Below are 21,920 nucleotides of genomic sequence, written 5' to 3'. Positions count from 1 at the left end.
GGGCACATCCTTGGACAAGCGTAATAAGGTCGCTGAAAGCGATGAAGGCGTCATTATCGGAACCGCCCGTTGCTCGCAGTAGCGGGCTGCAGGTATTGTCAGTACCAAGCAAAACTTATCAATCCACTTCTCAGTTGAAAGTCAGCCTTGGATACCCTGCGCGGCATCGAGAGTTTCGTGAAGGCGGTTGAAACCGGCAGCATCGCTGCGGGCGCCCGCCTGCTGGGCATCAGCGCGGCAGCGGCCAGCCAGAACATCGCCCGGCTGGAGGCTTCGCTGGGCGTGCGCCTGCTGACCCGCACCACACGTAGCCTGGCGCTCACTGACAGCGGCGTGGTGTATTTCGAGCAGGTGCGTGATGTGCTGCGTGACCTGGAGCTGGCCCGTAGCGCCGCCACCCTGGGTCGCGATGACCCGAGCGGGCGTTTGCGCATCGCCTCCAGCGCAGCATTCGGCCGCTACGTGCTGGCCCCTCTGCTACCCGCTTTCAGCGCGCGCTATCCGCGCCTCGCCTGCGAGCTGATCACCACGGACCGCAGCGTCAATCACATCCAGGAATCGGTCGACGTCAGCGTGCGTATTCCCGCGCAGCTGGAAGACGGCCTGGTAGCCCGCCACATCGCCAGCGTGCCATCCCTCTACTGCGCCTCGCCCGCCTACCTGCACAAAGCCGGCACGCCTGGCAGCCCCGAGGCGTTGCGCGAGCACGACTGCCTGGCGTTCAAGGTCGCGGTGGACGGCCGCCTGATGCCCTGGCGCTTCGTGCGCGACGGCGTCAGCTTCGATGCGCAGTTGCGTGTGGCGCTGGTCAGCGACGACATCGACGTGCTCGCCAGGGCCGCGGTCCACGGCGGCGGCATCACCCGCCTGGCCGCCTTCGTCGCCGAGCCGTACCTGGCAAGCGGGCAGCTGCAACAGTTGTTCGGCGACCCGCAGCATCCGTCCGGCCAGGCCCTGACCGAGCCCCTCGACTTTTACCTGTGCGTGCGTGACCGCTACGAGCTGACGCCCAAGGTGCGTGCTTTCGTCGAGCATCTGCAGCAGCACCTGCGCGACGATTGGCAACCTCGACGAATTTGACTCGCCAGGTGAATCCGGTAGGCTCGGCAGCTCATTTGAATGGAGTGTTTCCCCCATGGCTAAAGCCACTGCCCGCCACATCCTGGTTGCCACCGAAGAGAAGTGCAACGAACTGAAAGCCGCGATCGAAGGCGGTGCCGATTTCGCCCAGATCGCCAAGGACAATTCCAGCTGCCCGTCCAGCCGTGACGGCGGCAACCTCGGCTCGTTCGGCCCTGGCCAGATGGTCAAGGAATTCGACACCGTCGTATTCAGCGCCCCGGTCAATGTGGTTCAGGGCCCGGTGAAGACCCAGTTCGGTTATCACCTGCTTGAAGTGACCAGCCGCCAGGACTGATCACCTGGGCCTGGCGCCGATCGTGCCAGGCCGCTCCCCCGCCCCGGCGCCTCGTCAGCAGGCGTTCGAAATAGCCTGAACCGGCCCGCCCCTGCGCCACTCTATCGCTCCGGTAGTTCCCAGCCCCTTATGTGAGGCCATGATATGAACCGGTTCTTCCAGGCCCTCGGCCTGCGTATTGGCGACTCGGCAAAACAGGCTCGCACGCCAAGCCAGAAGGCCTTGGGGCAATGCACTTGCGGCCAGCCAATCTTCTTTCGCAACAGCCAGTGCCTGGCCTGCCAGTCGCCACTCGGCTACGAGCCCGAGCGTGGCCTGATGGTCACGCTGGTGGCCAGCGAACAGACCGATGTCTGGCGCGTGGAAGATGACCCGCAGGGCTGGCGCTACCGGCGCTGCAACAACCTGCTTACCGCTGCCGGCTGCAATTGGCTGCTACCGGCCATGTACGGCCCCGGTTTGTGCACCGCCTGCCAGCTCAACCGCACCATCCCCGACCTGACGGTGCCGGATAACGACCGGCGCTGGGCGCGCTTCGAAGCCGCCAAGCGACGCCTGGTGGCACAACTGCTGACCCTCGGCCTGCCGCTGGTCAGCAAGACAGAAGACGAAGCGCGCGGCCTGGCGTTCGACTTTCTCGGCCCGGACGCCGAGGGCAAGCAACCGACTACCGGCCACGCCAATGGCCTGATCACCCTGAACATCGCCGAAGCCGACGACGACGTGCGCGAGCAGATGCGCATCCAGTTGCACGAGCCTTACCGCACCCTGCTTGGCCATTTTCGCCATGAGGTTGGCCATTACTACTGGGACCGCCTGATTGCCAACAGCCACTGGCTGAACGACTACCGGATGCTCTTCGGTGACGAGCGTGCCGACTACGGCGCCGCCCTGCAGCGTCACTACGAACAGGGGGCGCCTGCCGACTGGCAGGCCTCCTTCGTCAGTGCCTACGCCACCATGCACCCTTGGGAAGACTGGGCGGAAACCTGGGCACACTACCTGCACATGATGGACACGCTCGATACTGCGCTGAGCTTCGGCATGCGCGCCGGCGATGTGGAACTGGAATTTCGCCCGTTCACCCGGGCGGTGCTCTATGACCAGAACGACCCGCTGGCCGATGAATTCCTGCAGTTCGTCAACGCCTGGATCGAACTGGCAGCCATGCTCAACGAGCTGGCACGCAGCATGGGCCAGAAGGATCTCTATCCTTTCGTGCTACCGGCAGCGGCCATCGGCAAGCTGCAGTTCATCCACCGGGTGGTGCAAACGGAGTCAATCAACACCTGACTGTAATCGCGCCGGTCTATGCTGGAGAGGTCCACGTCACGGAGCCACGAACATGGCTGATTTGCAAAAACACGGCAGCTGCCTGTGCGGCGCCGTCACCCTGACCCTGCGTATCGCCGAACCGAAAATCAGCGCGTGCCATTGCGGCACCTGCCGAAAATGGGGCGGCGGCCCGCTGCTGGTCGCCGAGGGCGAAGCCGCACAGTTCTCTGGCGAGCAGCACTTGCGGGTATACGCATCATCGGACTGGGCGGAGCGCGGTTTCTGCGCCGAGTGCGGCAGCCATCTGTTCTATCGGCTGAAAAGCGGTGGCCTGTGCGCCGTGCCGGTGGGCATTCTGGACGGCGAGGAGGCCTGGCGTTTCGACAGCCAGATTTTCATCGACGCCAAGCCCGACTACTACTGTTTCGCCAACCAGACTCGCGAGCTGACCGGCGAACAGGTGTTCGCCGAATTCGGCTCGGCCTGAGCCGCTCAGTCGGCATCCAGCGACGGCCCGACCAGGGCCGCCAACTGCGCATACACGCCGGGTGCGGCGACCAGGTATGGGTTGCCACCGAGCAACCCGTCACCGCGCAGGAAATCGTTGTGGCGCCCGCCCGCTTCGCGCACCAGCACTAGCCCGGCCAGGCAGTCCCAGCTTTTCAGGTGGGTTTCGTAGTACCCGAGCAGACGCCCGGCGGCCACATAGGCCGTCATCAGCGCTCCCGAGCCATTGCGCACGAACATGCCGCCTTCATCCAACAGGCCGCCGATGAAGGGCAGGAAGTTCTCTTTGCCAGCGCGGTGTGTGGTGCCGACACCCACCAGCCCCTCGCGGACATGGGTAGCGCCGTGCGCCGCCAGCGGTACGTCGTTGACGAAGGCGCCCTGGCCAACGAAACCATGAAACAGCTCGCCATGGTTGGGATCGGCGATGGCGCCCAGCAGCGGCTGCCCGTCCACCAGCAGGCCAATGGACACGCACCAGTTATGCAGCCCGTTGAGGAAACAGGCAGTACCGTCGATAGGGTCGATCACCCAGATGCAGCGGGCCTGCAAACCAGCGCTGCCACCCTCCTCGCCAACGATGCCATCCGCGGGGAAGGCCGCGGCCAACTCGGCACGGATGAACGCCTCGATCTGCTGGTCGGCAATACTGACCACGTCCTGCAGGTCGTTGCCCTTGTGCTGCACGCTCAGGCTGTTGCGCTGTGCGTAATAGGCCATGCCGCGCGCGGCTGCTTCCAGGGCCACGCGCTTGGCGAAGGCATAGCGGGCGGCCAGATCATGGACCTCGCGGTTGATACGCTCATCGGGGCTCGACATGCTCGGTGCACTCCTCGTTGGGTGGTTGAAACAGGCCGGCTTGCAGGGCAGCGCCAACAGCCTCTACCCTGCGCGCTTCCTGATCGGGCTGCGCTGCAATGACCCTCGTCGACCTCTTGTTGTTCGCCATTCCGGCGGTTTTTCTCACCGGCCTTTCCAAAGGTGGCTTCGGCGGCGCCCTGGGCGGCATCGCGGTGCCGTTGCTGGCCCTGGCCACGTCACCGATGCAAGCCGTGGCGGTGATGCTGCCGATACTCTGCCTGGCCGATGTGGTCGGGCTCAAGGCCTACTGGGGCAAGTGGGATACAGCCAATCTCAAGGTCATGTTGCCCGGCGCGGTGATCGGCATCGCCATAGGCTCGCTGACCTTCGAACTGCTCAACGAGAACCTGATCGGGCTGCTGATCGGTATCATCGCCATTTCCTTCGTACTGCTCGGGCTACTCAAGGGTGACCCGACGCCTCGCCCGTTGCGGCCCAGGCGCGGCCTGGTGCTGTCGTCGCTGGCCGGCTTCACCAGCTTCGTCGCCCATGCCGGCGGGCCACCGGTAATGATGCACCTGCTGCCCCAGCAGCTGGAAAAACTGCGCTACGTGGCGACCATCAACCTGTTCTTCCTGCTCACCAATGCCATGAAACTGATTCCCTACACCTGGCTCGGCCAATTCACCCAGGAGAATCTGCTGCTCAGCCTGATGCTCGCACCCATCGTGCCGCTTGGCGTGTGGACGGGCCTGTGGCTGCAGTCACGCATCAACCACACATGGTTTTACCGCATCGCCCGGATCGGCATGTTGATCGCCGGGCTGCAGTTGATCTGGAAGAACATCTGAATCTACAGCGCTGATAGCGTGCGGTACTCGTCGTGGGCGTGCTGGTCAGTCATGCCGCTGATGAAGTCCTGCAGCAACCGGCAGCGGTGGTAAAACTCCCAGGCCGCCCGATCCGCCTCGCCGCAGTCACGAACCGCTTGGCGATAGGCCTTGATTAGCTGGCTCGGCAGGCGCCGCACCAGCATCTGCAGCTGCGCTTCACGGCGGCAGTTGCCTTCGGTCAGGTCCTGGAAGGTCTGCGCATCGACGCGCAGCAATGCGCCATAGTTGTCCAGCAATCCCTGAATGATCCGATAGCCCTGCAACTGCAAGGTCTCCACTTCGCGGTGACAGAACACCCGCGCCATGGCGACATCCTTGAAGGTCTGCACGATGGCGTGGGGCAGGCTGTCGTCCTCGATGAGTGCACGGTCCAGCGTGCCGCTGTAGACGGCCCCGATGTTGTCGATGAACTGCCGCGCCGCATGCTGCACCAGGGGGTGGATCATGCTGACGCGCAGCCTGACGAAGAACTCGCCCGCCTTGTTGATCTCCTCCTGGTGGTAGCTGGCCAGCGCCTGCTCGACCAGGGCACGAAACGAGTGCCGGGAGCCGGGTATCGTCACGTCGGGCGATTGCATGCCGGCAAATGTGTCGATCAACAGCGGCGCCAGCTCGGCGACACCGAGGATGCCCTTTTCCACCGAGTCCTCGATGTCGGCCAGGCAATAGGAAATGTCGTCGGCGGCCTCCATGATGTAGGCCACCGGATGGCGCGTCCCCGGCTGCTGACCCAGCGCGTGCTGCAGGGCTGTGACGAAGTGTTCTTCGGACAGATAAAAACCCGGTTTCTTGTTGAGGTAGGCGCCCGGGGTGCCTGTGGCCGGCCTGGGCTGGTAAGCGGGTCGCAGGTACTTGAGCAGACCAGCAGTCTGCGTGTACGTCAGCCGCAGGCGCTGCAGGTTGACCACCAGCCGCACCGCCTGAGCATTGCCTTCGAAATTGCGCAGGTCGGCGCGCATCCTCGCGTGCAGCTCATCGTTGTCAGGCGGCTGCGGCAGTGCCACGGCGAACAGGCCGTCCAACGCCCGTTCGAACCACTCGCCAATGGCGAACTCGCCGAAATGGCCGAACGGCGGGTTGCCGATGTCATGCATCAGGCAGGTCATCTCCACCAGGCTTTCCAGCGCACCCTGCAGGCCATCGAGCCCATGGTCGGCGGCGCGCTCACCCAGTTGCGCATACAGCGTGCGCACGATGAAGCGTCCGGTCTGCTGGACTTCCATGGAATGCGTCAGGCGGCTGCGTACCGCTGCGTTGCGTTCCAGGGGGAACACCTGGGTGCGCTGCTGCAAACGGCGGATGGCCGCAGAATTGATGATGCGGCCGCGGTCGCTTTCGAAGGCATAGAGCAGATCGAGATCGGCTGCTGCGCCAACCTGATCGCCAGGACGCAACGCAACAATCCTGTCTTTGAAATTCACCACTGGTGGCATCGGAAGGGTCTCGCTCAGGCGCGCAAACCGCGAGACTAACGCGCAGGGCGCGGTTTACCAAGCCTCGGCGCAGAGGGACAATGGGCTCATCCTCGCCATGAGAGCAGCCCATGAGCCGCGCCGACCTCCACCAACAGCAGGCCGAACAGGCTACCCGTGATGCCCACAGGCTGTTGGCAGAACAGGCGGCGCTCGGGCCACACTGGCTTGGCTGGGTGGCCGGTGAACTCTACAGGTTGTCGCCGCCCGAATACGCCGCCATGGTCAGGCGTGAACTGCAACGCCTGACCGCTCCGCATTAGGCGGGCTTGTTCTCGTGCAGCCGCACGTTGAGCTCATCGACCACGGGCGCCCACTCGGCGTCTTCGAGCAGTTCTTCCTTGAGAAAGGCCGCCTGCGCCTGATTCCAGAACGATGCCTCCGAGACCTTGACGTCGTCGGCCAGCGGGTAATGCTGGGCGATGAAGGCATCGATGCTGGCGGGGTCGGAAGGCAGTCCCAGTTGTTCGAACAGGGTGCCGAGGTCTTTGTTGGGAAGTTCCATGGGGCTCTCCATCAGGTGGTTGATTGTCCGTTGAGGTGTTGAGTAGAGCGAGGTCGGGGAACCACAGTTCAACCTCTCCGACAGCGCTCAAGGGACGGTCCGACGCTGGCATCGACTATGGTTGATAGCACGAGCCAGCCGCGGGGAATCACCATGAACATCGCAAGCACGTACCGCCTCGCCCCCTTTTTACCTGCCATCGCCCTGCTGCTGGGCGCCTGCGGCAGTTCACCCGTGCCGCCTGCCGGGCAGCCCGAGCTGATCGGCCGTGCCCAGGATCTCTACGAGTTGCCACAGGCCTACCAGCCCGGCACCTATCGGCACATGGACGAGCTGTTCTTCACCCGTACCGTGCCCCGCGGCCCCAAGGTCTATCCACTGCCAGCCCGTACCGAAGTACCGGTGCAGTACAGCGTCGACGGCCAGTCGCTGGACACTGCAGCATTCATGCGTCGCAACCAGGTCAGCGGCCTGCTGATCCTCAAGGACGGCAAGGTAGCCCTGGAAAAATATGCCATGGGCAACGACGCCGGCACCCGCTGGACCTCGTTCAGCGTGGTCAAGTCGATTTCCTCGACCCTGATCGGGGCCGCCGTGCAGCAGGGCCGGATCGCCAGCGTGAAAGATCCGCTGACCCACTACCTGCCGCAGCTCAAGGGCGGCGCCTACGAGGGCGTGAGCGTCGAGCAGATGCTGCAGATGAGCTCTGGGGCCGCCTGGGATGAAACCTATCGCGACCCGAAATCCGACCGGCGCCGCATGTTCGAGCTGCAGTTGGCCAACAACCCGGGCGGCCTGCTCAGGCAGTTGTCCGGCCTTGGCAAGGCCCATACCCCGGGTACGGCATTCAACTACAGCACCGGCGAGTCCCACCTGCAGAGCGAACTGGTGCGCGCCGCCACGGGCATGACCGCCAGCGATTACCTCTCCGATCGCATCTGGGCCCGGCTGGGCATGGAGCGCGATGCGTTCTGGCAGCTGGACAGCCGTGCCGGCCAGGAAATCGGCAGCAGCGGCCTGTCCGCGACCCTGCGTGATTATGGCCGTTTCGGCCAGTTCATCCTCGACGACGGGGTGATCGATGGCGAGCGCATCCTGCCCGCCGGCTGGCTGGCAAGCGCAACCCGCGCAGCGCCGGGCTCGCACCTGCAGCCCGGCAAGCTGTACGACGGTGAATACGCGCTCGGCTATGGCTACCAGTGGTGGCTGTTCCCGACGGGCACCGCCGCGCTGCCGGAACACGACGGTGGTGCCTTCGAGGCCCAGGGCATCTTCGGCCAGCTCCTCTACATCAACCCCAGGGAAAAGATCGTGGCGGTGGTCTGGAGCACCTGGCCAAAGCCGGAAATGGATGCGCGGGAACTGGAAACCTATGCGTTCATCGGCGCTGCGGTGAAAGCCTTGCGCTGATCACGCACGCACATGAGATCGCCCTCGGCACGCACAAAGATCGCCAACAGGGCGAACCCGGCGCCGCGCCGCGGGTCGATACATCAGATTTAGCTGAGGGATACCTATGATGGATTGCCGCCACGCCGTTGGCTGCCTGCTGCTGAGCCTGGTGCTCGGCGGTTGCGCGTCGACTTCTTCCTGCGATGAACCGCTTAGCGGTGAAAGCTGCCGCGACCGCCAGTTGCTCTACCAGAACGACATGCTGCAGGCCAAGATGCTGGCGGTATCCGGCGACATGGAAAGCCACGAGCTGGCCGGCGCCCTGCTGCGCCGTGCGCAGAGCGAGGACGAGCTGGGCGAAGTGGCCTTCTACCAGGCGATTCTGATGATCCGCGAAGGCCCGCAGCCCGATGAGGTGCTGAGCAAGCTGGAGGATGCCGCCAAGCAGCAACAGCCCTACGCCGTGGCGCTGCTCTACAAGATCTGGTCTGAGCCGTACCTGGTCGACGAGGCCGACCCGATCCTCGCCGAGCAGTACCGTGCCGATTACGCCGAACTGGACGTGGCCAAGAGCGGCTATCCCTCGTTCGAAAAGGCGCTGGAGCTGGTCAACCAACTGGTCCGGACCCCCTGAGTGCGAATTGAGGATGCCAGCGCGGCGGGGACGGATTAAAATCCGCCACCCGAGTCGTCGTGCAGCCCTCTGCCTGTCGCAGGCTGCGCCAAGCCATCACCCGTATAGTCGAGAGAACAGCCATGGGCGCCCAGTGGAAAGCCAAACCTAAAGAAGCCGCCGCCAACGCCAGGGGCAAGATTTTCGGCCGCCTGGTCAAGGAAATCATGGTCTGCGCACGCAATGGCGCCGACCCGGACATGAACCCCAAGCTGCGTCTGGCCATCCATCAGGCCAAGAAAGCCTCGATGCCCAAGGAAACCCTGGATCGCGCGATCAAGAAAGGCGCCGGCCTGAGCGGCGAGACGGTCAACTTCGAGCGCACCACCTACGAGGGTTTCGCCCCACACCAGGTGCCGCTGATCGTCGAATGCCTGACCGACAACGTGAACCGCACCGTGGCGGAGATTCGCGTGCTGTTTCGCAAGGGCCAGCTCGGCAGCAGTGGCTCGGTGGCCTGGGATTTCGACCATGTCGGGCTGATCGAGGCCTCCAGCGACAGCGGCGCCGACCCTGAACTGGCCGCCATCGAAGCCGGCGCACAGGATTTCGACGAAGCCGATGAAGGCAACACCCTGTTCATCACCGAGCCGACCGACCTCGATCTGGTCAGCCGCGCGCTGCCCGAGCAGGGCTTCACGGTGAACTCGGCGTCCCTCGGCTACCGCCCGAAAAACCCCGTATCGAGCCTGACCCCCGAGCAACGCGAAGAGGTCGAGGCCTTCCTCGAAGCCATCGACAACCACGACGACGTACAGAACGTCTACGTGGGTCTGGCGGGCTGATCCGGACGGACATCTACCGCGAATTGCGGCAATCCATCACGGTATTGCCGCAATAACCCGGTATACTGTCCGGCTTCCTTCTTTGCGGATCCATCGCAGAGCGGAACATTGCCGCACAGGAGCTGCATCTTGCACAAATCACTCGTTCTCGCCGCCTGCTTAATGCTCGGAGCTTGCAGTAGCGCGCCTCAGTCATCGTCGCCCACCCAGGTGGCCGACCACAGCGGTATCGTGCGCAGCAACCTGGAGGCGATCCACAATGCCCAGGTCGTTCCGCTGCCGCTCGATCCACAGTCGCGCCTGCAACATGGCAAGGCCGGCAGCGCCAACATGCAGTTCGGCAGTTCGCTGTCCAACTACCGGGTGTATTCGCTGCAGTTGAAACAGGGCGAACGCTATCGCCTGAACGTCAATTCGCTGTGCGACCACACCTGCATGGGCATCAACAAGTTCGCCCTCAAACCGCGTGCAGTGCTGATGGATGCCTACGGCACGGTGATCCCCACCAGGCCGACGCGCCCATCCACCGTGATCGGCATGACCAGCCTGGGCTGGGATGGCGAAGCACCGGAAGACGGCACCTACTACCTGCTGGTGGCTGCCGACAAGGAAGACATCGGGCGCACCATCGTCATCGACGACGTGTGGATCAACAATTCGCCGCTGATGGCGGTGAAGGTCGGCTACCTCGACGGCCTGATGCGTCCAACCGCCCTGCATTGACCGATGCCACCGCGTACCCTGCACATCGCAGCTGCCTGCCTGTTCGACCCAGCGGGCCGTCTGCTGCTGGTGCGCAAACGCGGCACGCGCATGTTCATGCTGCCCGGCGGCAAACGCGAGCACGCTGAAACGCCCTTGCAAGCCTTGCTGCGTGAGCTCGACGAAGAGCTGAGCCTGCAACTGACCGCCTCGGCGCTCACCACCCTGGGGCATTTCAATGAAGTGGCAGCCAACGAGCCGGACACCCGGGTCGCGGCCGATATCTTTCGCGGCGTGCTCGCGCACCCCGTACAGCCCGCCGCCGAACTGGAAGAGCTGCGCTGGCTGAGCGCGGGCGAACCCCATGGCGATGACCTGGCACCGCTGCTGCGCCATCACGTGCTGCCGCGGATCTGGCCAACCGCCTGAGACCCATACGCACCTTGCCAGGCAATGTGAGCGCAAGCAGCGATAGCCACTATCGAAGCGAATGATTTCTGCCCGACGCGGCCAGTCAATAGCCTATGAACCATTCAAACGGACTGGTTCAAAGGTGCATCCATGCCACGCTCTCTGCTCGCTCTGCTCATCGCTCTCCCCCTGCTGCTCACCGGCTGCGCCAGCCCGCAATCGGCCGCGGAGCGACCCTACACCGATGCCGAAATCAAGCAGTTCGCGCTGGAAATGCTCAGCCGCAGCGGCCTGCCGTATGAAGACTACGAGAAGATCCGCAGTGCCCTGCAGGCACCCAACTACCGGGTCTCCAACTCGATTCGCGACATCGGCCCCATGCGCGGCATCGACCCGGAAGGCTGAGTGATTTCGCCCCAGCAGGCATACCCGAATAGAGCGCTGCGTCGCTCTGCCCTCCCCCGGGTGACGTGTCAAGAAGGTAGTCGAGCATGCCCGCCGCGTTGAAGCGGCCATGCTCGGAGGGCGTGGGAACGCCGCCTGCCCAGGCGCAACGCTCCATTGATCTGCGACAAGTCCCCTGCACCGCCACCCTTTAGCCTGTGCCGATCCGCTCCGTCATCTTGCGAGGGTTCATCATGGCTATCACGTCCGCCAGCATCTGCGCTGCTGCCGATCAGTTGCGTGGCTTCGTCGGTTTCAACGCCAAGACCGGCCAGCATATCGTGCGCTTCAGCGAAGACTCCTTCGGCCTCGATGTCATCGATACCAGCATCACGCCTGCCCGCGAATTCGTCTGGGCCAGCGGTGCCACGCCCGCACTGATGACCCTCAAGCGCGACCGCCTGCGCCTGCTCTGCGCACTGCGTATCGATGGGCGCCTGAACATCGGCGAACCGCTGCACACCTATCTGCGCCGCGAGGACCTGCCCGAGATCTGTGCCGAACGGCACTTGCGCGCCAGCATCCCGGAGTGATGCGGCTGGTTTCGCCGGCACACGGAATCTAAACTGGCCGCCCAGTCACCGCCTGACGAGCCCCATGCCCGCGTTCTGTCTCCTGCCCGATGACCAGCGGCCGCTGGCGGACAAGTTCTACCGTAGCCAGCGCTCGGCCATGCGTACCCGCTCAGACCATCGCGTCTGGGTTGCCAGGGAGGCTGACATCCTCGGCGCGCTGTGCCTGCAGGATATTGCCCATGGCCAATGGCTGACCAGCCTGCTGGTGGCCCCTGCGCATCGCCGCCAGCGAATCGCCAGCGCCTTGGTCGGCACCGCGCTGCACGGTGCCGAATACCCCACCTGGCTGTTCTGTCATCCCGACCTGCAGGCTTTCTACGAACGGTCTGGCTTTCGACGCTGCCATGACCTGCCGGACTCCCTTGCCGACCGCCTGGCGCGCTATCGGCGCAGCAAAACCCTCGACGCCATGGTGCGCTAAAGACGCCTCTCATCCGACTGGCGCATATGCTGGCACTTTGACCACTTTACCCGCTTGCCAGCGGCGGTACGCCCCGCCAATGTGAACGCTCCCCCAGGTCGCGACTCTATCTGCAGGTAACAGCTTGCAGTAACGAGTGCGCGCGCCCCACCACCCAGATGACAGCCATGGCTATTCACGCGAAGCGTATCCTTGCGCGCCTGCGCAAGGACTTTCAACTTTCGATCATCACCCTGATGGGCCTGTTCGGCGTGCTCGGCGTTTCGCCCTACGCCGTTTACCGCGCACTGAATGGCAATTACCTGATCAGCATCGCCGACATGGTGATCGTGGTGTCCACCATCGCGGCGGTCTTCCATGCCTGGCGCACCGGCGACACGGTCAAGCCGGGCGTGTGCCTGGCCGGCGTGCTCTCGCTGTGCGCCACGCTGATCACCCTCAATCTCGGGGTCAACGGGCTGTTCTGGATCTATCCGCTGATCCTCTTCAACTTCTTCATGGTGTCGCCTCTCAGGGCGTTGCTCGCCACGGTGCTGGTGGTAGCGACGCTGGCGATCTATGCCCTGGTGCTGCCCGGCACGGTGTTCGAGAGCCCCTACCAGATGCTGTCGTTTCTGGTGACGGCGGTACTGGCCAGCGTGCTGACGTTCATCTTCGCCTACCGCACCCAGCTCCAGCGCGAGCAATTGCAGGCCTGGGCGACACGAGACCCGCTGACCGGCGCCCGCAACCGGCGCGTCATGAACGAGGAACTGATGATCGCCGTGGCCAACCGGCGCCGCCACGGTACCAGCGCAGCGGTTCTGCTGATGGACCTGGACCATTTCAAGCAGATCAACGACCGCTTCGGCCACCAGGCCGGCGATCAGGTGCTGGTCAGCTTCGTCGAACGACTCAACCTGCACATACGTCAGGAAGATCGGCTGTTCCGCTTTGGCGGCGAGGAGTTTCTGCTGCTGCTCAACAATACCGACGAACAGGGGCTGCTCAGCGCGGCCGAAAATCTGCAAGCCGAGATTGCCGGCCACCTGCAGAGCCCGGGCGGCCCGGTAACGGTGTCGATGGGCGGCGCGGTGCTGCGCACCGACGAGCAATGGGAAAACTGGCTGCAACGAGCCGATCAACAGCTCTACCAGGCCAAGAGTGCCGGGCGCAATTGCATTCGCATCGACGCGCACGAGCTAGCCACCGAAGCCTGATGGCGCATGGCGCGTTACAACCCGAGTTGCCTGGCAAGCGCCTGCCCGCTTCACCCGATACACAAACGAAAGGGGCGGCCCCGAGGCCGCCCCTTTCGTCATGCAACAGCGGTCAGTGAGACGACGCGCCACTGGCCCCAAGGCCGGTGTGCGAGCGCACGAACTGCGGCAGGAACAGTGCACGTTCCTCTGCAGCCGACTCGGACTTGTCGGTGATCGAGAAGAACCAGATACCGACGAACGCGACGATGATCGAGAACAGTGCCGGGTATTCGTACGGGAAGATCGCCTTCTCGTGGCCGAGTACCGTGACCCAGATGGTCGGGCCGAGCACCATCAACACCACCGCGGTAATCAGGCCAAGCCAGCCACCGATCATGGCGCCACGGGTGGTCAGGTTCTTCCAGTACATGCTGAGGAACAGCACCGGGAAGTTACAGCTCGCGGCGATGGAGAACGCCAGGCCCACCATGAAGGCGATGTTCTGCTTCTCGAAAAGGATACCCAGGCCGATGGCCAGAACACCCAGGCACACGGTGGTGATCTTCGATACGCGCAGTTCATCCTTCTCGTTGACGTTGCCCTTCTTGATCACGCTGGCGTACAGGTCATGGGAAACCGCCGAAGCGCCCGCCAGGGTCAGGCCCGCAACCACCGCGAGGATGGTGGCGAAGGCCACGGCCGAGATGAAGCCCAGGAAGATGCTGCCACCCACGGCATTGGCCAGGTGCACCGCCGCCATGTTGTTGCCGCCCAGCAGCGCGCCTGCGGCATCCTTGAAGACCGGGTTGGTGCTGACCAGCAGGATCGCGCCAAAGCCGATGATGAAGGTCAGGATGTAGAAGTAACCGATGAAGCCGGTGGCATAGAACACCGATTTACGGGCTTCCTTGGCATCGCCAACCGTGAAGAAGCGCATCAGGATGTGCGGCAGACCGGCGGTACCGAACATCAATGCCAGGCCGAGGGAAATGGCCGAGATGGGGTCTTTAACCAGGCCGCCCGGGCTCATGATGCGCTCGCCACTGGCGTGAACCTTGATGGCTTCGGTGAACAGCGTGTTGAAGTTGAAGCCGACGTGCTTCATCACCATGAAGGCCATGAACGACGCACCGGAGAGCAGCAGCACCGCCTTGATGATCTGTACCCAGGTGGTAGCCAGCATGCCGCCGAACAATACGTACATCACCATCAGGATGCCGACCAGCACGACCGCCACGTGGTAATCGAGGCCGAACAGCAGTTCGATCAGCTTGCCGGCGCCTACCATCTGCGCGATCAGGTAGAACGCCACCACGACCAGCGAGCCGCTGGCTGACAGGGTGCGGATTTCCTTCTGCTTGAGGCGATAGGACGCCACATCGGCAAAGGTGTACTTGCCCAGGTTGCGCAGGCGCTCGGCGATCAGGAAGAGGATCACCGGCCAGCCGACCAGGAAGCCGATGGAGTAGATCAGGCCGTCGTAGCCCGATGTAAATACCAGTGCGGAAATACCCAGGAAGGATGCTGCCGACATGTAGTCACCAGCAATTGCCAAACCATTCTGGAAGCCTGTGATGCCACCCCCAGCGGTATAGAAATCAGACGTCGACTTGCTGCGCTTCGACGCCCAATAGGTGATGCACAGCGTGCCGCCGACGAAAGCGAGGAACATCAGGATAGCGGGCGTGTTAACCGCCTGCTTCTGCACGTCGCCGGTCAGCGCATCGGCCCACAACGCAGGGGCCAGGGCCATCAAGGCCAAGGTGGAGAGAATGCGACCGATCATTTGCCCACCTCATCCAGGATCACCTGGTTCAGGTTGTCGAATTCGCTGTTGGCACGGCGCACGTAGATCCCGGTCAGCACGAACGCCGAAAGGATGACGCCGAGGCCCACTGGAATACCCCAGGTGATGGGGGAGCTATCGGTGATCCGTGTTCCGAGCCAACCGGGCACGAAGGCAATGAGCAGAATGAAGCCGACGTAGATGCCGAGCATGATCGCCGAAAGTATCCAGGCGAACTTTTCACGCTTGGCCACTAGCTCCTTGAAGTGCGGACTTTGCTCGATCCGCCGATAAATGCCGTCGTTCATTTTATTGTTATCCTCCACAGCAGGATGCTGGTAGGGATAACTGTAAGTCAGCATACAACTTACGACAGACGACCTTAGTCGAAACCCATTCCCTTTTTAGACCAAAGTCTAATGCGCGGCAGGTGTTCAGCGCCGCTGCTGGTACTGCTGCACGTCCTGGCCCGGGTAGCGCTGGACTTCATAACCGTTGGGGTACTCGGTGCTCTGCCGAATGCCACCACGGGTTTCGAACGTCGAATTGCGCTGGCCACTTTCATAGCGGCGCGAGTCGATGCCTTGCGGTATACGCTGGCCGCCATAGAGGTTGTAACGCTCCTGACGCTCATACGTGTCGACGCTACCAGTGGCGCCCGGGCTTACATAAGCCTTGGGAATCACACGGATGGTGTGCGGCGCCCGCTCATCGGCGAGCGCTGCAGCGCCACCGGCCAGAACGGCCAGTGCCAGGGTAAGACCGATCAATGCTTTCATCGCGAACTCCGATCACGGCGCCGATGCGCCAGCGTTGCATGTCTGCATGAGACAACGCCCGACGCGAATCATTTGCGGGTCAGCGCCTCGCCGATGCCATAAAAGTGACCGCCGGCCACATGGTGAAGGCTGCGCCAGGCCGGCTCGGCGTCTTCGAAGTGCCAGCGCCCGTCGCGAAATACCCGGTCGTCAGCCCAGGCTGCGGTGACCTCGCCGATAAACAGGTCGTACGCCTGCTGGATGTGCGGCTCGTCGACCAGCCGACACGCCAGCCACGCCGAGCAGCCAGCCACGAACGGCAGATCCAGGTCTCCCAGAGCGATCAGCTCGACACCGCTATCCGCCAGTTTGCCGGGCTCGGCATTGAGGCTACGCGAGCCGACCTGATAGGTCAGTTCCAGCTGCGCGGCGGTGGGTACCTGAATGACGAATTGCCCGCTGCCTTCGACCAGCATGCGTGTAGCGGTGATTTTATCGAGCACCACGGTGAGTTTGGGTGGGTCGAAGTCCAGGGCACAGGCCCAGGCTGCAGCCATCACCCCATCGACGCCGTCGTGGCGTGCGGAAACCAGTACCGTAGGGCCGTGGTTGAGCAGTCGGTAGGCTTTGTCCAGGCTCACAGCCTTGATCGAATCGTTCATCGGGGCACCTTTATAGAATCCAGGCGCCAATGTACCGCATCGGGCCTGAAGCCTCGCACTGTGCGAAAAATTGAACGCCCGGGGCTGCCTCTTGTACGCCGGTGGCACTAGAATCGACCACCGACCGGCTCCAGCCGAGCCGCCATTCAATCGGGCACCAGGCGCGTGAAAACCTCGCCTGCCCACCAGTGTTCAGGGGTGACAGCATGTTCGAGGTAACCGAAGTTTCCATCGCCGGGCTGCGCGCTGCGCTCGAGGGCGGCCGCACTACCGCGGTCGAACTGGTGAAGGCCTACCTCGCGCGTATCGACGCCTATGATGGCGCCGATACGGACACCAAGCTCAACGCCGTGGTGGTGCGCAATCCAGATGCACTCAAAGAAGCCGAAGCCAGCGATGCCCGTCGTGCCCGTGGCGAACCCCTGAGCCCGCTCGACGGCATTCCCTACACGGCCAAGGACAGTTACCTGGTCAAGGGGCTGACTGCCGCCTCCGGCAGCCCGGCGTTCAAGGATCTGGTCGCCCAGCGTGACGCTTTCACCGTCGAACGCCTGCGCGCGGCAGGCGCCATCTGCCTGGGCAAGACCAATATGCCGCCGATGGCCAATGGCGGCATGCAGCGCGGTGTGTATGGCCGCGCGGAAAGCCCCTACAACCCCGATTACCTGACCGCCCCGTTCGCCTCGGGCTCATCGAATGGTGCCGGCACCGCGACGGCGGCCAGTTTCGCCGCCTTCGGCCTGGCCGAGGAAACCTGGTCGAGCGGCCGCGGGCCAGCATCCAACAACGGCTTGTGTGCCTACACGCCGTCACGCGGGGTGATTTCGGTGCGCGGCAACTGGCCGCTGACCCCGACCATGGACGTGGTCGTACCCTATGCGCGCAGCATGGCCGACCTGCTCGAAGTGCTGGACGTGGTCGTCGCCGATGACCCGGACACCCGCGGTGACCTGTGGCGTCTGCAGCCCTGGGTACCGATCCCGAAAGCGTCCGACGTACGCCCCGCCTCTTACCTTGAACTGGCCGCCCGGACTGATGCGCTCAAGGGCAAGTGCTTTGGCGTGCCACGCATGTACATCAACAAGGATGAGCTGGCCGGCACCAGCGAAAAGCCTGGCATCGGCGGCCCGACCGGGCAACGCATCCATACCCGCGCCTCGGTGATCGTGCTGTGGGAACAGGCCCGCGCGGCCCTGGAAAACGCGGGAGCAACGGTGGTCGAGGTAGACTTTCCGCTGGTCTCCAACTGCGAGGGCGACCGCCCCGGTGCGCCGACCGTTTACAACCGTGGCCTGGTCTCCCGCCAGTTCCTGCATGACGAGCTGTGGGAGCTGTCCGGCTGGGCCTTCGATGACTTTCTGCGCGCCAATGGCGACCCGACACTCAATCGTCTGGCCGACGTCGACGGCCCGCTTATTTTCCCCCATGACCCGGGCACCTTGCCCAACCGTGAAGACGACCTGGCCGCTGGCATGGACGAGTACGTGCGCATGGCCCAGCGTGGTATCACGCCGTGGAACGAGATCGCCAGCCTACCGGACGGCCTGCGTGGCCTGGAAAAGACCCGCCAGCTCGACCTCGAACAGTGGATGGATCAGCTCAAACTCGACGCTGTGCTGTTCCCCACCGTCGCCGACGTCGGCCCGGCCGATGCCGACGTGAACCCGCAGTCTGCCGATATCGCCTGGAGCAACGGCATCTGGGTGGCCAACGGCAACCTCGCCATTCGCCACCTCGGCGTGCCGACCGTTACCGTGCCGATGGGTGTGATGGCCGATATCGGCATGCCGGTCGGGCTGACCTTCGCCGGCCGCGCATACGACGACTCGGCGCTGCTGCGCCTGGCCTGCGCCTACGAGTCGAGCGGATCGAAGCGGCAGATACCGCCACGCACCCCACCCCTGTCAAAAGCCTGATCGCTCGAGCCGACCAGGCAGCGCGCCTCTGCCGGCATCGCCAGAGGCGCAGGCTCGCTATCAGGATTTCGAATGACAGGCAGTCGAATTATGCGTTTTGCCCGGCGGTGGGCCAGACACATACTGCGCTGCGATGAAGCGAACAGCCTGGCCAGTAAAAACCATGAGTGAACAGGAGCGGTGCGTGGCGAGCGGTGACAAAGACCTGGCGACGATCAACCTTTCCATCGCCTGGGCGGGCTTCAGGCAGTTCCTGCCGATTTCGGTATTCGTGGTGCTGTTCGGCCTGGCATTCGGGCTCGCCGCCACGCAAACGGGGCTGAGCACTGCGACCAGCCTGAGCATGAGTGCACTGGTGTTCGCCGGTGCCTCGCAGTTCGCCGCGCTGGATTTATGGGGCTCCCATATCCCGCTGGTGCCCCTGGCGCTGACGGTGTTCGCGATCAACGCCCGCCACCTGCTGATGGGGGCCACGCTGTACCCCTGGCTCAGCAACCTGCCGCCAGCCAAGCGCTATGGCGTGATGTTCGTCGCCTCGGATGCCAACTGGGCAATGTCGATGCAGGCATTCAGCCGCGGCGAGCCGGGGCTCGGCCTGCTCCTCGGCGGCGGCCTGGCACTCTGGGCTTCGTGGTTGCTGGGCACCTGGCTGGGTATCCACTTCGGCAGCGCGATCGACGACCCGGTGAGCGTCGGGCTGGACATGGTGATGGGCTGCTTCCTGCTCGCCATGGTCGTCGGTGGGCAGAAGAACCTGCGCGTGCTGATCATCTGGGCGGTGGCAGCGGGCACTTCGCTGCTGGCCTACTGGTACCTGCCCAGCAACAGTCATGTGGTCGTCGGCGCCCTCGCTGGCGGGCTGCTCGGCGCACTGTGGATGGAGAGGCAGGCATGATGATCGAATCCGCCGGGCACGGCGCCATGATCGTGGTCGCGGTGATGGCCGTGGTCACGCTTGCCACCCGCTGGGGCGGGGTTTTCGTCATGTCGTTCGTGCCGATCAACGCCCGTACCCAGCAGTTCATCAGCGCCATGTCCGGCTCGGTCCTGGTGGCCCTCCTGGCCCCCCTGGCACTGGAGGGCGACAGCGGCGCACGGCTTGCCCTGCTGACCACCGCCGTGGTCATGCTGCTGGTCAAAAAACCGCTTGCGGCGATTGCTGCGGGGATTCTGGTCGCAGGCCTGGTGCGCCACCTGGCCGCCTGAACGGCGGCCAGGCGCACCAGCGCTGTGGCCGGCCTGTGTGAGAGCGGCAGCGGCCCGCGAGCTGCCGCCAACGCCTCGCCTTTCGCGGACGCGGCAGTACCTGCACGTTTTGCCGCACGATCATCGCCTCTCCCCATATCCCGCCAACTGCCGCGACAGGGCTTGATACCCCGCCGGGTGCGCTATATCGTTTCAAACGCTTGCATATACAACCAAATGGGATCGACAGATGAATAGCGAAGAGGTCATTGCCCACTGGCAAGCCGAGGAGCAGGCCGTGCGTGCCCACCTGGCGCCAGCCGGCGTCGCAGCTGGCGAGGTGCTGGCCGGCAAATCGGGAATGGAAATGTTCCAGGCCATCTTTGCCGGCGAGCTGCCCGCGGTGCCGATCGGCGAGACGCTCGACATCGTCCCGATTCACATGGCCATCGGCGAGGCGATTTTTCAGGGCCGCCCGCAACGCCGCCATTACAATCCGCTAGGCACCGTACACGGCGGTTGGTTCGCCACGCTGCTCGACTCGGCGGTCGGCTGCGCCATCCACACCACGCTGCCGGCGGGCAAGGGCTTCACCACCCTTGAGCTCAAGGTGAACATGCTGCGTGCGCTTAACGACGGCGTAGCGCTGGTACGCGCCGAAGGCAAGGTGATCCACGTGGGCCGCCAAGTCGCCACCGCCGAAGGGCGGATCATCGGGCCGGACGGCAAGCTCTATGCTCACGCCACCACCACCTGCCTGATCTTCGATCATCCGGCGCTCGCCGCCGGCCAGCGTCATGCGCCGACCGAGCTACCGCACAGCCCTGCGCCCATCTCCTGAACCGAAGCAAGCGCTGCACCGAATCCCACCAACGAGAACGCCCACCATGACCCTCCTCTATCTTGAAGACCTGGTGCCCGGCCAACGATTCGTCGGCAGCACGCGCGTACGCATCGAAGCGTGTGGCATCAAGGATTTTGCCGCGCAATTCGACCCGCAACCCTTCCATCTGGACGAACACGCGGCAGCGAACTCGCTCTTCGCCGGGCTCGCCGCCAGCGGTTGGCATACTGCCGCGGTGACCATGCGCCTGCTGGTCGACAGCCCGTTCAGGCCGGCGGGCGGCATTGTCGGGGCGGGGTTCGATGAACTGCGCTGGCCACGGCCAACGCGCCCAGGCGATGTGCTGCAGGTGGAAAGCGAGGTACTGGAGGTGCGCGCCTCGGCATCACGCCCGCAACAGGGCCTGGTGAAAGTGCGGACCAACACCCTGAACCAGAACGGCGACGTCGTACAAACCTCGGTGGGCAACCTCGTGGTGCCGCGCCGGCACGGCCTTTCGCGTTCGTGACGGGTGTGCCGCCAGGCTGCTGGTAGTCGCAGCCAGCCTGGCGATTGTGCTAACCGGGGCCAAGGCGTCACTGCAGCAGCGCTCAGTTGCAGTAGCCAAGGGCACCCAACGGTTTCAGGCGCTGATGAATCAGGTCGAGGCCGCAGGCAAAGTGGCAAGAATCTCCTCACGACACAGGTCGAGGATTTCCTGGGCCAGCGGGCTGTCGTCCGGGCAAGCCCGGGAGAGCATGATGGCACCCAGGGCATGGGCCATGGTGTTGATCTTCCTGGCTCGCGCTTCGTGCTGCGCACTGCTGTCGAGCTCAGTGGCGCCTAGCTGACGCTCCAGGCCAGCGGCGAAGCACGCCTTGACGAAGGCAGGCTGACGCGCCGCATCGCCAGACAGTGCCGCCAGGGTGCATCCATCTCCAGGCGCATCACGGTGCTCGCGCGACAGGTAGACCTTCACGAACTCCGCCAGATCGGCGCCCTGGACCTTCTCTGCCGACTGGGCGAGCCCATGAGCGGCCGCCTCCGCCATCAGGTCCGCCTTCGAGGCGAAATGTTTGTAGAAGCCGCCATGGGTAAACCCAGCGGCCGCCATCAGGTCGGCGATGCCAATGCCATCGTAACCACGCTCCCGGAACAGCCTCGAGGCGGTCTCGACGACATGGGCACGGTTCGCTTGCACCTGGGCTTTGCTGACTTTCATGCCGATGCCTCGCGTGAACGGGTGAATGCAGAGCGCAATCCTACATTGATGTCGATCAAAATCAAAACCCTTGACACTTATGATTACAATCATAATCATTAAACCCGCTGCGTG

General features: G+C 63.8%; 28 protein-coding genes. 20 read left to right on the top strand and 8 right to left on the bottom strand.

Features of this window, described 5'->3' with window-relative positions; translation table 11 throughout:
- The first annotated feature begins 147 nt into the window (after positions 1-147).
- From ACZ0AV_RS21635 to ACZ0AV_RS21620, 4 genes are all read left to right on the top strand, one after another.
- Positions 148-1,080, top strand: coding sequence for a LysR family transcriptional regulator (locus tag ACZ0AV_RS21635; RefSeq protein WP_499152921.1), 933 nt, complete (start codon positions 148-150; stop codon positions 1,078-1,080).
- Positions 1,081-1,135: 55 nt separating this feature from the next.
- Positions 1,136-1,417 carry a peptidylprolyl isomerase gene (locus tag ACZ0AV_RS21630; protein WP_499152920.1) on the top strand — a complete coding sequence of 94 codons (282 nt, stop codon included), beginning with the start codon at positions 1,136-1,138 and terminating at the stop codon, positions 1,415-1,417.
- A 144-nt stretch (positions 1,418-1,561) separates the two neighbouring features.
- Positions 1,562-2,710 (top strand): zinc-binding metallopeptidase family protein, encoded by a 1,149-nt coding sequence (locus ACZ0AV_RS21625; RefSeq protein ID WP_499152919.1) that lies wholly within the window; start codon positions 1,562-1,564, stop codon positions 2,708-2,710.
- A gap of 52 nt (positions 2,711-2,762) precedes the next feature.
- Complete coding sequence (locus ACZ0AV_RS21620) at positions 2,763-3,179, top strand: GFA family protein (protein WP_499152918.1); 417 nt, start codon at positions 2,763-2,765, stop codon at positions 3,177-3,179.
- A 5-nt stretch (positions 3,180-3,184) separates the two neighbouring features.
- Here ACZ0AV_RS21620 and ACZ0AV_RS21615 read toward each other — a convergent pair whose 3' ends face one another.
- The gene (locus tag ACZ0AV_RS21615; protein WP_499152917.1) at positions 3,185-4,018 is read right to left on the bottom strand and encodes an inositol monophosphatase family protein; all 834 of its coding nucleotides are present in this window, start codon (positions 4,016-4,018) and stop codon (positions 3,185-3,187) included.
- 98 nt (positions 4,019-4,116) lie between these two features.
- On the opposite strand from ACZ0AV_RS21615, the gene ACZ0AV_RS21610 reads away from it, so the two are divergent.
- Positions 4,117-4,851 carry a sulfite exporter TauE/SafE family protein gene (locus ACZ0AV_RS21610; RefSeq protein WP_499152916.1) on the top strand — a complete coding sequence of 245 codons (735 nt, stop codon included), beginning with the start codon at positions 4,117-4,119 and terminating at the stop codon, positions 4,849-4,851.
- 2 nt (positions 4,852-4,853) lie between these two features.
- Here ACZ0AV_RS21610 and dgt read toward each other — a convergent pair whose 3' ends face one another.
- Positions 4,854-6,326, bottom strand: a complete 1,473-nt coding sequence (gene dgt / locus ACZ0AV_RS21605) for a dGTPase (protein ID WP_499152915.1) — start codon at positions 6,324-6,326, stop codon at positions 4,854-4,856.
- 110 nt (positions 6,327-6,436) lie between these two features.
- Between dgt and ACZ0AV_RS21600 the strand changes: the two genes are divergently transcribed.
- Positions 6,437-6,628 carry a hypothetical protein gene (locus ACZ0AV_RS21600; RefSeq protein WP_499152914.1) on the top strand — a complete coding sequence of 64 codons (192 nt, stop codon included), beginning with the start codon at positions 6,437-6,439 and terminating at the stop codon, positions 6,626-6,628.
- Here the strand turns inward: ACZ0AV_RS21600 and ACZ0AV_RS21595 are convergent.
- Positions 6,625-6,870: a DUF2789 domain-containing protein gene (locus tag ACZ0AV_RS21595; protein WP_499152913.1), complete on the bottom strand. Its 246-nt coding sequence runs from the start codon at positions 6,868-6,870 to the stop codon at positions 6,625-6,627. The two genes, ACZ0AV_RS21600 and ACZ0AV_RS21595, sit on opposite strands and share 4 nt — an antisense overlap.
- Positions 6,871-7,023: 153 nt before the next feature.
- Between ACZ0AV_RS21595 and ACZ0AV_RS21590 the strand changes: the two genes are divergently transcribed.
- The 9 genes from ACZ0AV_RS21590 to ACZ0AV_RS21550 all read left to right on the top strand — a co-directional run bounded on the left by ACZ0AV_RS21590 (position 7,024) and on the right by ACZ0AV_RS21550 (position 13,472).
- Positions 7,024-8,280, top strand: a complete 1,257-nt coding sequence (locus ACZ0AV_RS21590; RefSeq protein WP_499152912.1) for a serine hydrolase domain-containing protein — start codon at positions 7,024-7,026, stop codon at positions 8,278-8,280.
- A 106-nt stretch (positions 8,281-8,386) separates the two neighbouring features.
- Positions 8,387-8,896 carry a hypothetical protein gene (locus tag ACZ0AV_RS21585; protein WP_499152911.1) on the top strand — a complete coding sequence of 170 codons (510 nt, stop codon included), beginning with the start codon at positions 8,387-8,389 and terminating at the stop codon, positions 8,894-8,896.
- A gap of 122 nt (positions 8,897-9,018) precedes the next feature.
- Positions 9,019-9,720, top strand: coding sequence for a YebC/PmpR family DNA-binding transcriptional regulator (locus tag ACZ0AV_RS21580; RefSeq protein WP_111463345.1), 702 nt, complete (start codon positions 9,019-9,021; stop codon positions 9,718-9,720).
- A 129-nt stretch (positions 9,721-9,849) separates the two neighbouring features.
- Positions 9,850-10,443, top strand: a complete 594-nt coding sequence (locus tag ACZ0AV_RS21575; protein WP_499152910.1) for a hypothetical protein — start codon at positions 9,850-9,852, stop codon at positions 10,441-10,443.
- A gap of 3 nt (positions 10,444-10,446) precedes the next feature.
- Positions 10,447-10,851, top strand: coding sequence for an NUDIX hydrolase (locus ACZ0AV_RS21570; RefSeq protein WP_499152909.1), 405 nt, complete (start codon positions 10,447-10,449; stop codon positions 10,849-10,851).
- A gap of 132 nt (positions 10,852-10,983) precedes the next feature.
- Positions 10,984-11,238: a hypothetical protein gene (locus ACZ0AV_RS21565; protein ID WP_499152908.1), complete on the top strand. Its 255-nt coding sequence runs from the start codon at positions 10,984-10,986 to the stop codon at positions 11,236-11,238.
- Between the two features lie 233 nt (positions 11,239-11,471).
- On the top strand, positions 11,472-11,810 hold the full coding sequence (locus tag ACZ0AV_RS21560; protein WP_499152907.1) for a DUF2025 family protein: 339 nt from the start codon (positions 11,472-11,474) through the stop codon (positions 11,808-11,810).
- A 64-nt stretch (positions 11,811-11,874) separates the two neighbouring features.
- The gene (locus tag ACZ0AV_RS21555) at positions 11,875-12,273 is read left to right on the top strand and encodes a GNAT family N-acetyltransferase (RefSeq protein WP_499152906.1); all 399 of its coding nucleotides are present in this window, start codon (positions 11,875-11,877) and stop codon (positions 12,271-12,273) included.
- Between the two features lie 167 nt (positions 12,274-12,440).
- Complete coding sequence (locus ACZ0AV_RS21550) at positions 12,441-13,472, top strand: GGDEF domain-containing protein (RefSeq protein WP_499152905.1); 1,032 nt, start codon at positions 12,441-12,443, stop codon at positions 13,470-13,472.
- A gap of 112 nt (positions 13,473-13,584) precedes the next feature.
- Here the strand turns inward: ACZ0AV_RS21550 and ACZ0AV_RS21545 are convergent, their stop codons facing one another.
- The 4 genes from ACZ0AV_RS21545 to ACZ0AV_RS21530 form a co-directional block, all read right to left on the bottom strand.
- On the bottom strand, positions 13,585-15,240 hold the full coding sequence (locus ACZ0AV_RS21545; RefSeq protein WP_499152904.1) for a cation acetate symporter: 1,656 nt from the start codon (positions 15,238-15,240) through the stop codon (positions 13,585-13,587).
- Positions 15,237-15,548, bottom strand: a complete 312-nt coding sequence (locus ACZ0AV_RS21540; protein WP_499152903.1) for a DUF485 domain-containing protein — start codon at positions 15,546-15,548, stop codon at positions 15,237-15,239. The genes ACZ0AV_RS21545 and ACZ0AV_RS21540 overlap by 4 nt, the downstream gene beginning before the upstream one ends.
- 126 nt (positions 15,549-15,674) lie before the next feature.
- On the bottom strand, positions 15,675-16,019 hold the full coding sequence (locus ACZ0AV_RS21535; RefSeq protein WP_499152902.1) for a hypothetical protein: 345 nt from the start codon (positions 16,017-16,019) through the stop codon (positions 15,675-15,677).
- Positions 16,020-16,087: 68 nt separating this feature from the next.
- A complete protein-coding gene (locus tag ACZ0AV_RS21530) occupies positions 16,088-16,660 on the bottom strand; it encodes a flavin reductase family protein (protein ID WP_499152901.1) in 573 nt (190 codons plus the stop codon).
- A gap of 206 nt (positions 16,661-16,866) precedes the next feature.
- On the opposite strand from ACZ0AV_RS21530, the gene ACZ0AV_RS21525 reads away from it, so the two are divergent.
- The 5 genes from ACZ0AV_RS21525 to ACZ0AV_RS21505 all read left to right on the top strand — a co-directional run bounded on the left by ACZ0AV_RS21525 (position 16,867) and on the right by ACZ0AV_RS21505 (position 21,113).
- Entirely contained in the window at positions 16,867-18,576 is a 1,710-nt protein-coding gene (locus ACZ0AV_RS21525) for an amidase (protein ID WP_499152900.1), read from the top strand.
- A gap of 184 nt (positions 18,577-18,760) precedes the next feature.
- On the top strand, positions 18,761-19,471 hold the full coding sequence (locus tag ACZ0AV_RS21520; RefSeq protein ID WP_499152899.1) for an AzlC family ABC transporter permease: 711 nt from the start codon (positions 18,761-18,763) through the stop codon (positions 19,469-19,471).
- Positions 19,468-19,782: an AzlD family protein gene (locus tag ACZ0AV_RS21515; RefSeq protein WP_499152898.1), complete on the top strand. Its 315-nt coding sequence runs from the start codon at positions 19,468-19,470 to the stop codon at positions 19,780-19,782. Before ACZ0AV_RS21520 ends, ACZ0AV_RS21515 begins: the two co-directional genes overlap by 4 nt.
- Before the next feature lie 229 nt (positions 19,783-20,011).
- Positions 20,012-20,602 (top strand): PaaI family thioesterase, encoded by a 591-nt coding sequence (locus ACZ0AV_RS21510; protein ID WP_499152897.1) that lies wholly within the window; start codon positions 20,012-20,014, stop codon positions 20,600-20,602.
- Between the two features lie 46 nt (positions 20,603-20,648).
- The gene (locus tag ACZ0AV_RS21505) at positions 20,649-21,113 is read left to right on the top strand and encodes a MaoC family dehydratase (RefSeq protein ID WP_499152896.1); all 465 of its coding nucleotides are present in this window, start codon (positions 20,649-20,651) and stop codon (positions 21,111-21,113) included.
- Positions 21,114-21,242: 129 nt separating this feature from the next.
- Here the strand turns inward: ACZ0AV_RS21505 and ACZ0AV_RS21500 are convergent, their stop codons facing one another.
- Positions 21,243-21,806: a TetR/AcrR family transcriptional regulator gene (locus ACZ0AV_RS21500; RefSeq protein WP_499152895.1), complete on the bottom strand. Its 564-nt coding sequence runs from the start codon at positions 21,804-21,806 to the stop codon at positions 21,243-21,245.
- Positions 21,807-21,920: the final 114 nt, after the last annotated feature.

Source organism: Pseudomonas sp. AC532, from assembly GCF_979258965.1.
The sequence above is the reverse complement of the archived record's forward strand: the minus strand, read 5'-3'. Positions and strand labels throughout refer to the sequence as shown.

What these genes read in the sequence shown, in the direction of transcription:
- ACZ0AV_RS21580 (WP_111463345.1), top strand. Translation starts at nt 9,019, where the DNA reads ATGGGCGCCCAGTGGAAAGCCAAACCTAAAGAAGCCGCCGCCAACGCC.
- ACZ0AV_RS21600 (WP_499152914.1), top strand. Translation starts at nt 6,437, where the DNA reads ATGAGCCGCGCCGACCTCCACCAACAGCAGGCCGAACAGGCTACCCGT.
- dgt (WP_499152915.1), bottom strand. Translation starts at nt 6,326, where the DNA reads ATGCCACCAGTGGTGAATTTCAAAGACAGGATTGTTGCGTTGCGTCCT.
- ACZ0AV_RS21590 (WP_499152912.1), top strand. Translation starts at nt 7,024, where the DNA reads ATGAACATCGCAAGCACGTACCGCCTCGCCCCCTTTTTACCTGCCATC.
- ACZ0AV_RS21570 (WP_499152909.1), top strand. Translation starts at nt 10,447, where the DNA reads ATGCCACCGCGTACCCTGCACATCGCAGCTGCCTGCCTGTTCGACCCA.
- ACZ0AV_RS21505 (WP_499152896.1), top strand. Translation starts at nt 20,649, where the DNA reads ATGACCCTCCTCTATCTTGAAGACCTGGTGCCCGGCCAACGATTCGTC.
- ACZ0AV_RS21540 (WP_499152903.1), bottom strand. Translation starts at nt 15,548, where the DNA reads ATGAACGACGGCATTTATCGGCGGATCGAGCAAAGTCCGCACTTCAAG.
- ACZ0AV_RS21515 (WP_499152898.1), top strand. Translation starts at nt 19,468, where the DNA reads ATGATGATCGAATCCGCCGGGCACGGCGCCATGATCGTGGTCGCGGTG.
- ACZ0AV_RS21560 (WP_499152907.1), top strand. Translation starts at nt 11,472, where the DNA reads ATGGCTATCACGTCCGCCAGCATCTGCGCTGCTGCCGATCAGTTGCGT.
- ACZ0AV_RS21530 (WP_499152901.1), bottom strand. Translation starts at nt 16,660, where the DNA reads ATGAACGATTCGATCAAGGCTGTGAGCCTGGACAAAGCCTACCGACTG.
- ACZ0AV_RS21500 (WP_499152895.1), bottom strand. Translation starts at nt 21,806, where the DNA reads ATGAAAGTCAGCAAAGCCCAGGTGCAAGCGAACCGTGCCCATGTCGTC.
- ACZ0AV_RS21620 (WP_499152918.1), top strand. Translation starts at nt 2,763, where the DNA reads ATGGCTGATTTGCAAAAACACGGCAGCTGCCTGTGCGGCGCCGTCACC.
- ACZ0AV_RS21525 (WP_499152900.1), top strand. Translation starts at nt 16,867, where the DNA reads ATGTTCGAGGTAACCGAAGTTTCCATCGCCGGGCTGCGCGCTGCGCTC.
- ACZ0AV_RS21535 (WP_499152902.1), bottom strand. Translation starts at nt 16,019, where the DNA reads ATGAAAGCATTGATCGGTCTTACCCTGGCACTGGCCGTTCTGGCCGGT.
- ACZ0AV_RS21550 (WP_499152905.1), top strand. Translation starts at nt 12,441, where the DNA reads ATGGCTATTCACGCGAAGCGTATCCTTGCGCGCCTGCGCAAGGACTTT.
- ACZ0AV_RS21585 (WP_499152911.1), top strand. Translation starts at nt 8,387, where the DNA reads ATGATGGATTGCCGCCACGCCGTTGGCTGCCTGCTGCTGAGCCTGGTG.
- ACZ0AV_RS21545 (WP_499152904.1), bottom strand. Translation starts at nt 15,240, where the DNA reads ATGATCGGTCGCATTCTCTCCACCTTGGCCTTGATGGCCCTGGCCCCT.
- ACZ0AV_RS21595 (WP_499152913.1), bottom strand. Translation starts at nt 6,870, where the DNA reads ATGGAACTTCCCAACAAAGACCTCGGCACCCTGTTCGAACAACTGGGA.
- ACZ0AV_RS21630 (WP_499152920.1), top strand. Translation starts at nt 1,136, where the DNA reads ATGGCTAAAGCCACTGCCCGCCACATCCTGGTTGCCACCGAAGAGAAG.
- ACZ0AV_RS21510 (WP_499152897.1), top strand. Translation starts at nt 20,012, where the DNA reads ATGAATAGCGAAGAGGTCATTGCCCACTGGCAAGCCGAGGAGCAGGCC.
- ACZ0AV_RS21565 (WP_499152908.1), top strand. Translation starts at nt 10,984, where the DNA reads ATGCCACGCTCTCTGCTCGCTCTGCTCATCGCTCTCCCCCTGCTGCTC.
- ACZ0AV_RS21615 (WP_499152917.1), bottom strand. Translation starts at nt 4,018, where the DNA reads ATGTCGAGCCCCGATGAGCGTATCAACCGCGAGGTCCATGATCTGGCC.
- ACZ0AV_RS21610 (WP_499152916.1), top strand. Translation starts at nt 4,117, where the DNA reads ATGACCCTCGTCGACCTCTTGTTGTTCGCCATTCCGGCGGTTTTTCTC.
- ACZ0AV_RS21555 (WP_499152906.1), top strand. Translation starts at nt 11,875, where the DNA reads ATGCCCGCGTTCTGTCTCCTGCCCGATGACCAGCGGCCGCTGGCGGAC.
- ACZ0AV_RS21625 (WP_499152919.1), top strand. Translation starts at nt 1,562, where the DNA reads ATGAACCGGTTCTTCCAGGCCCTCGGCCTGCGTATTGGCGACTCGGCA.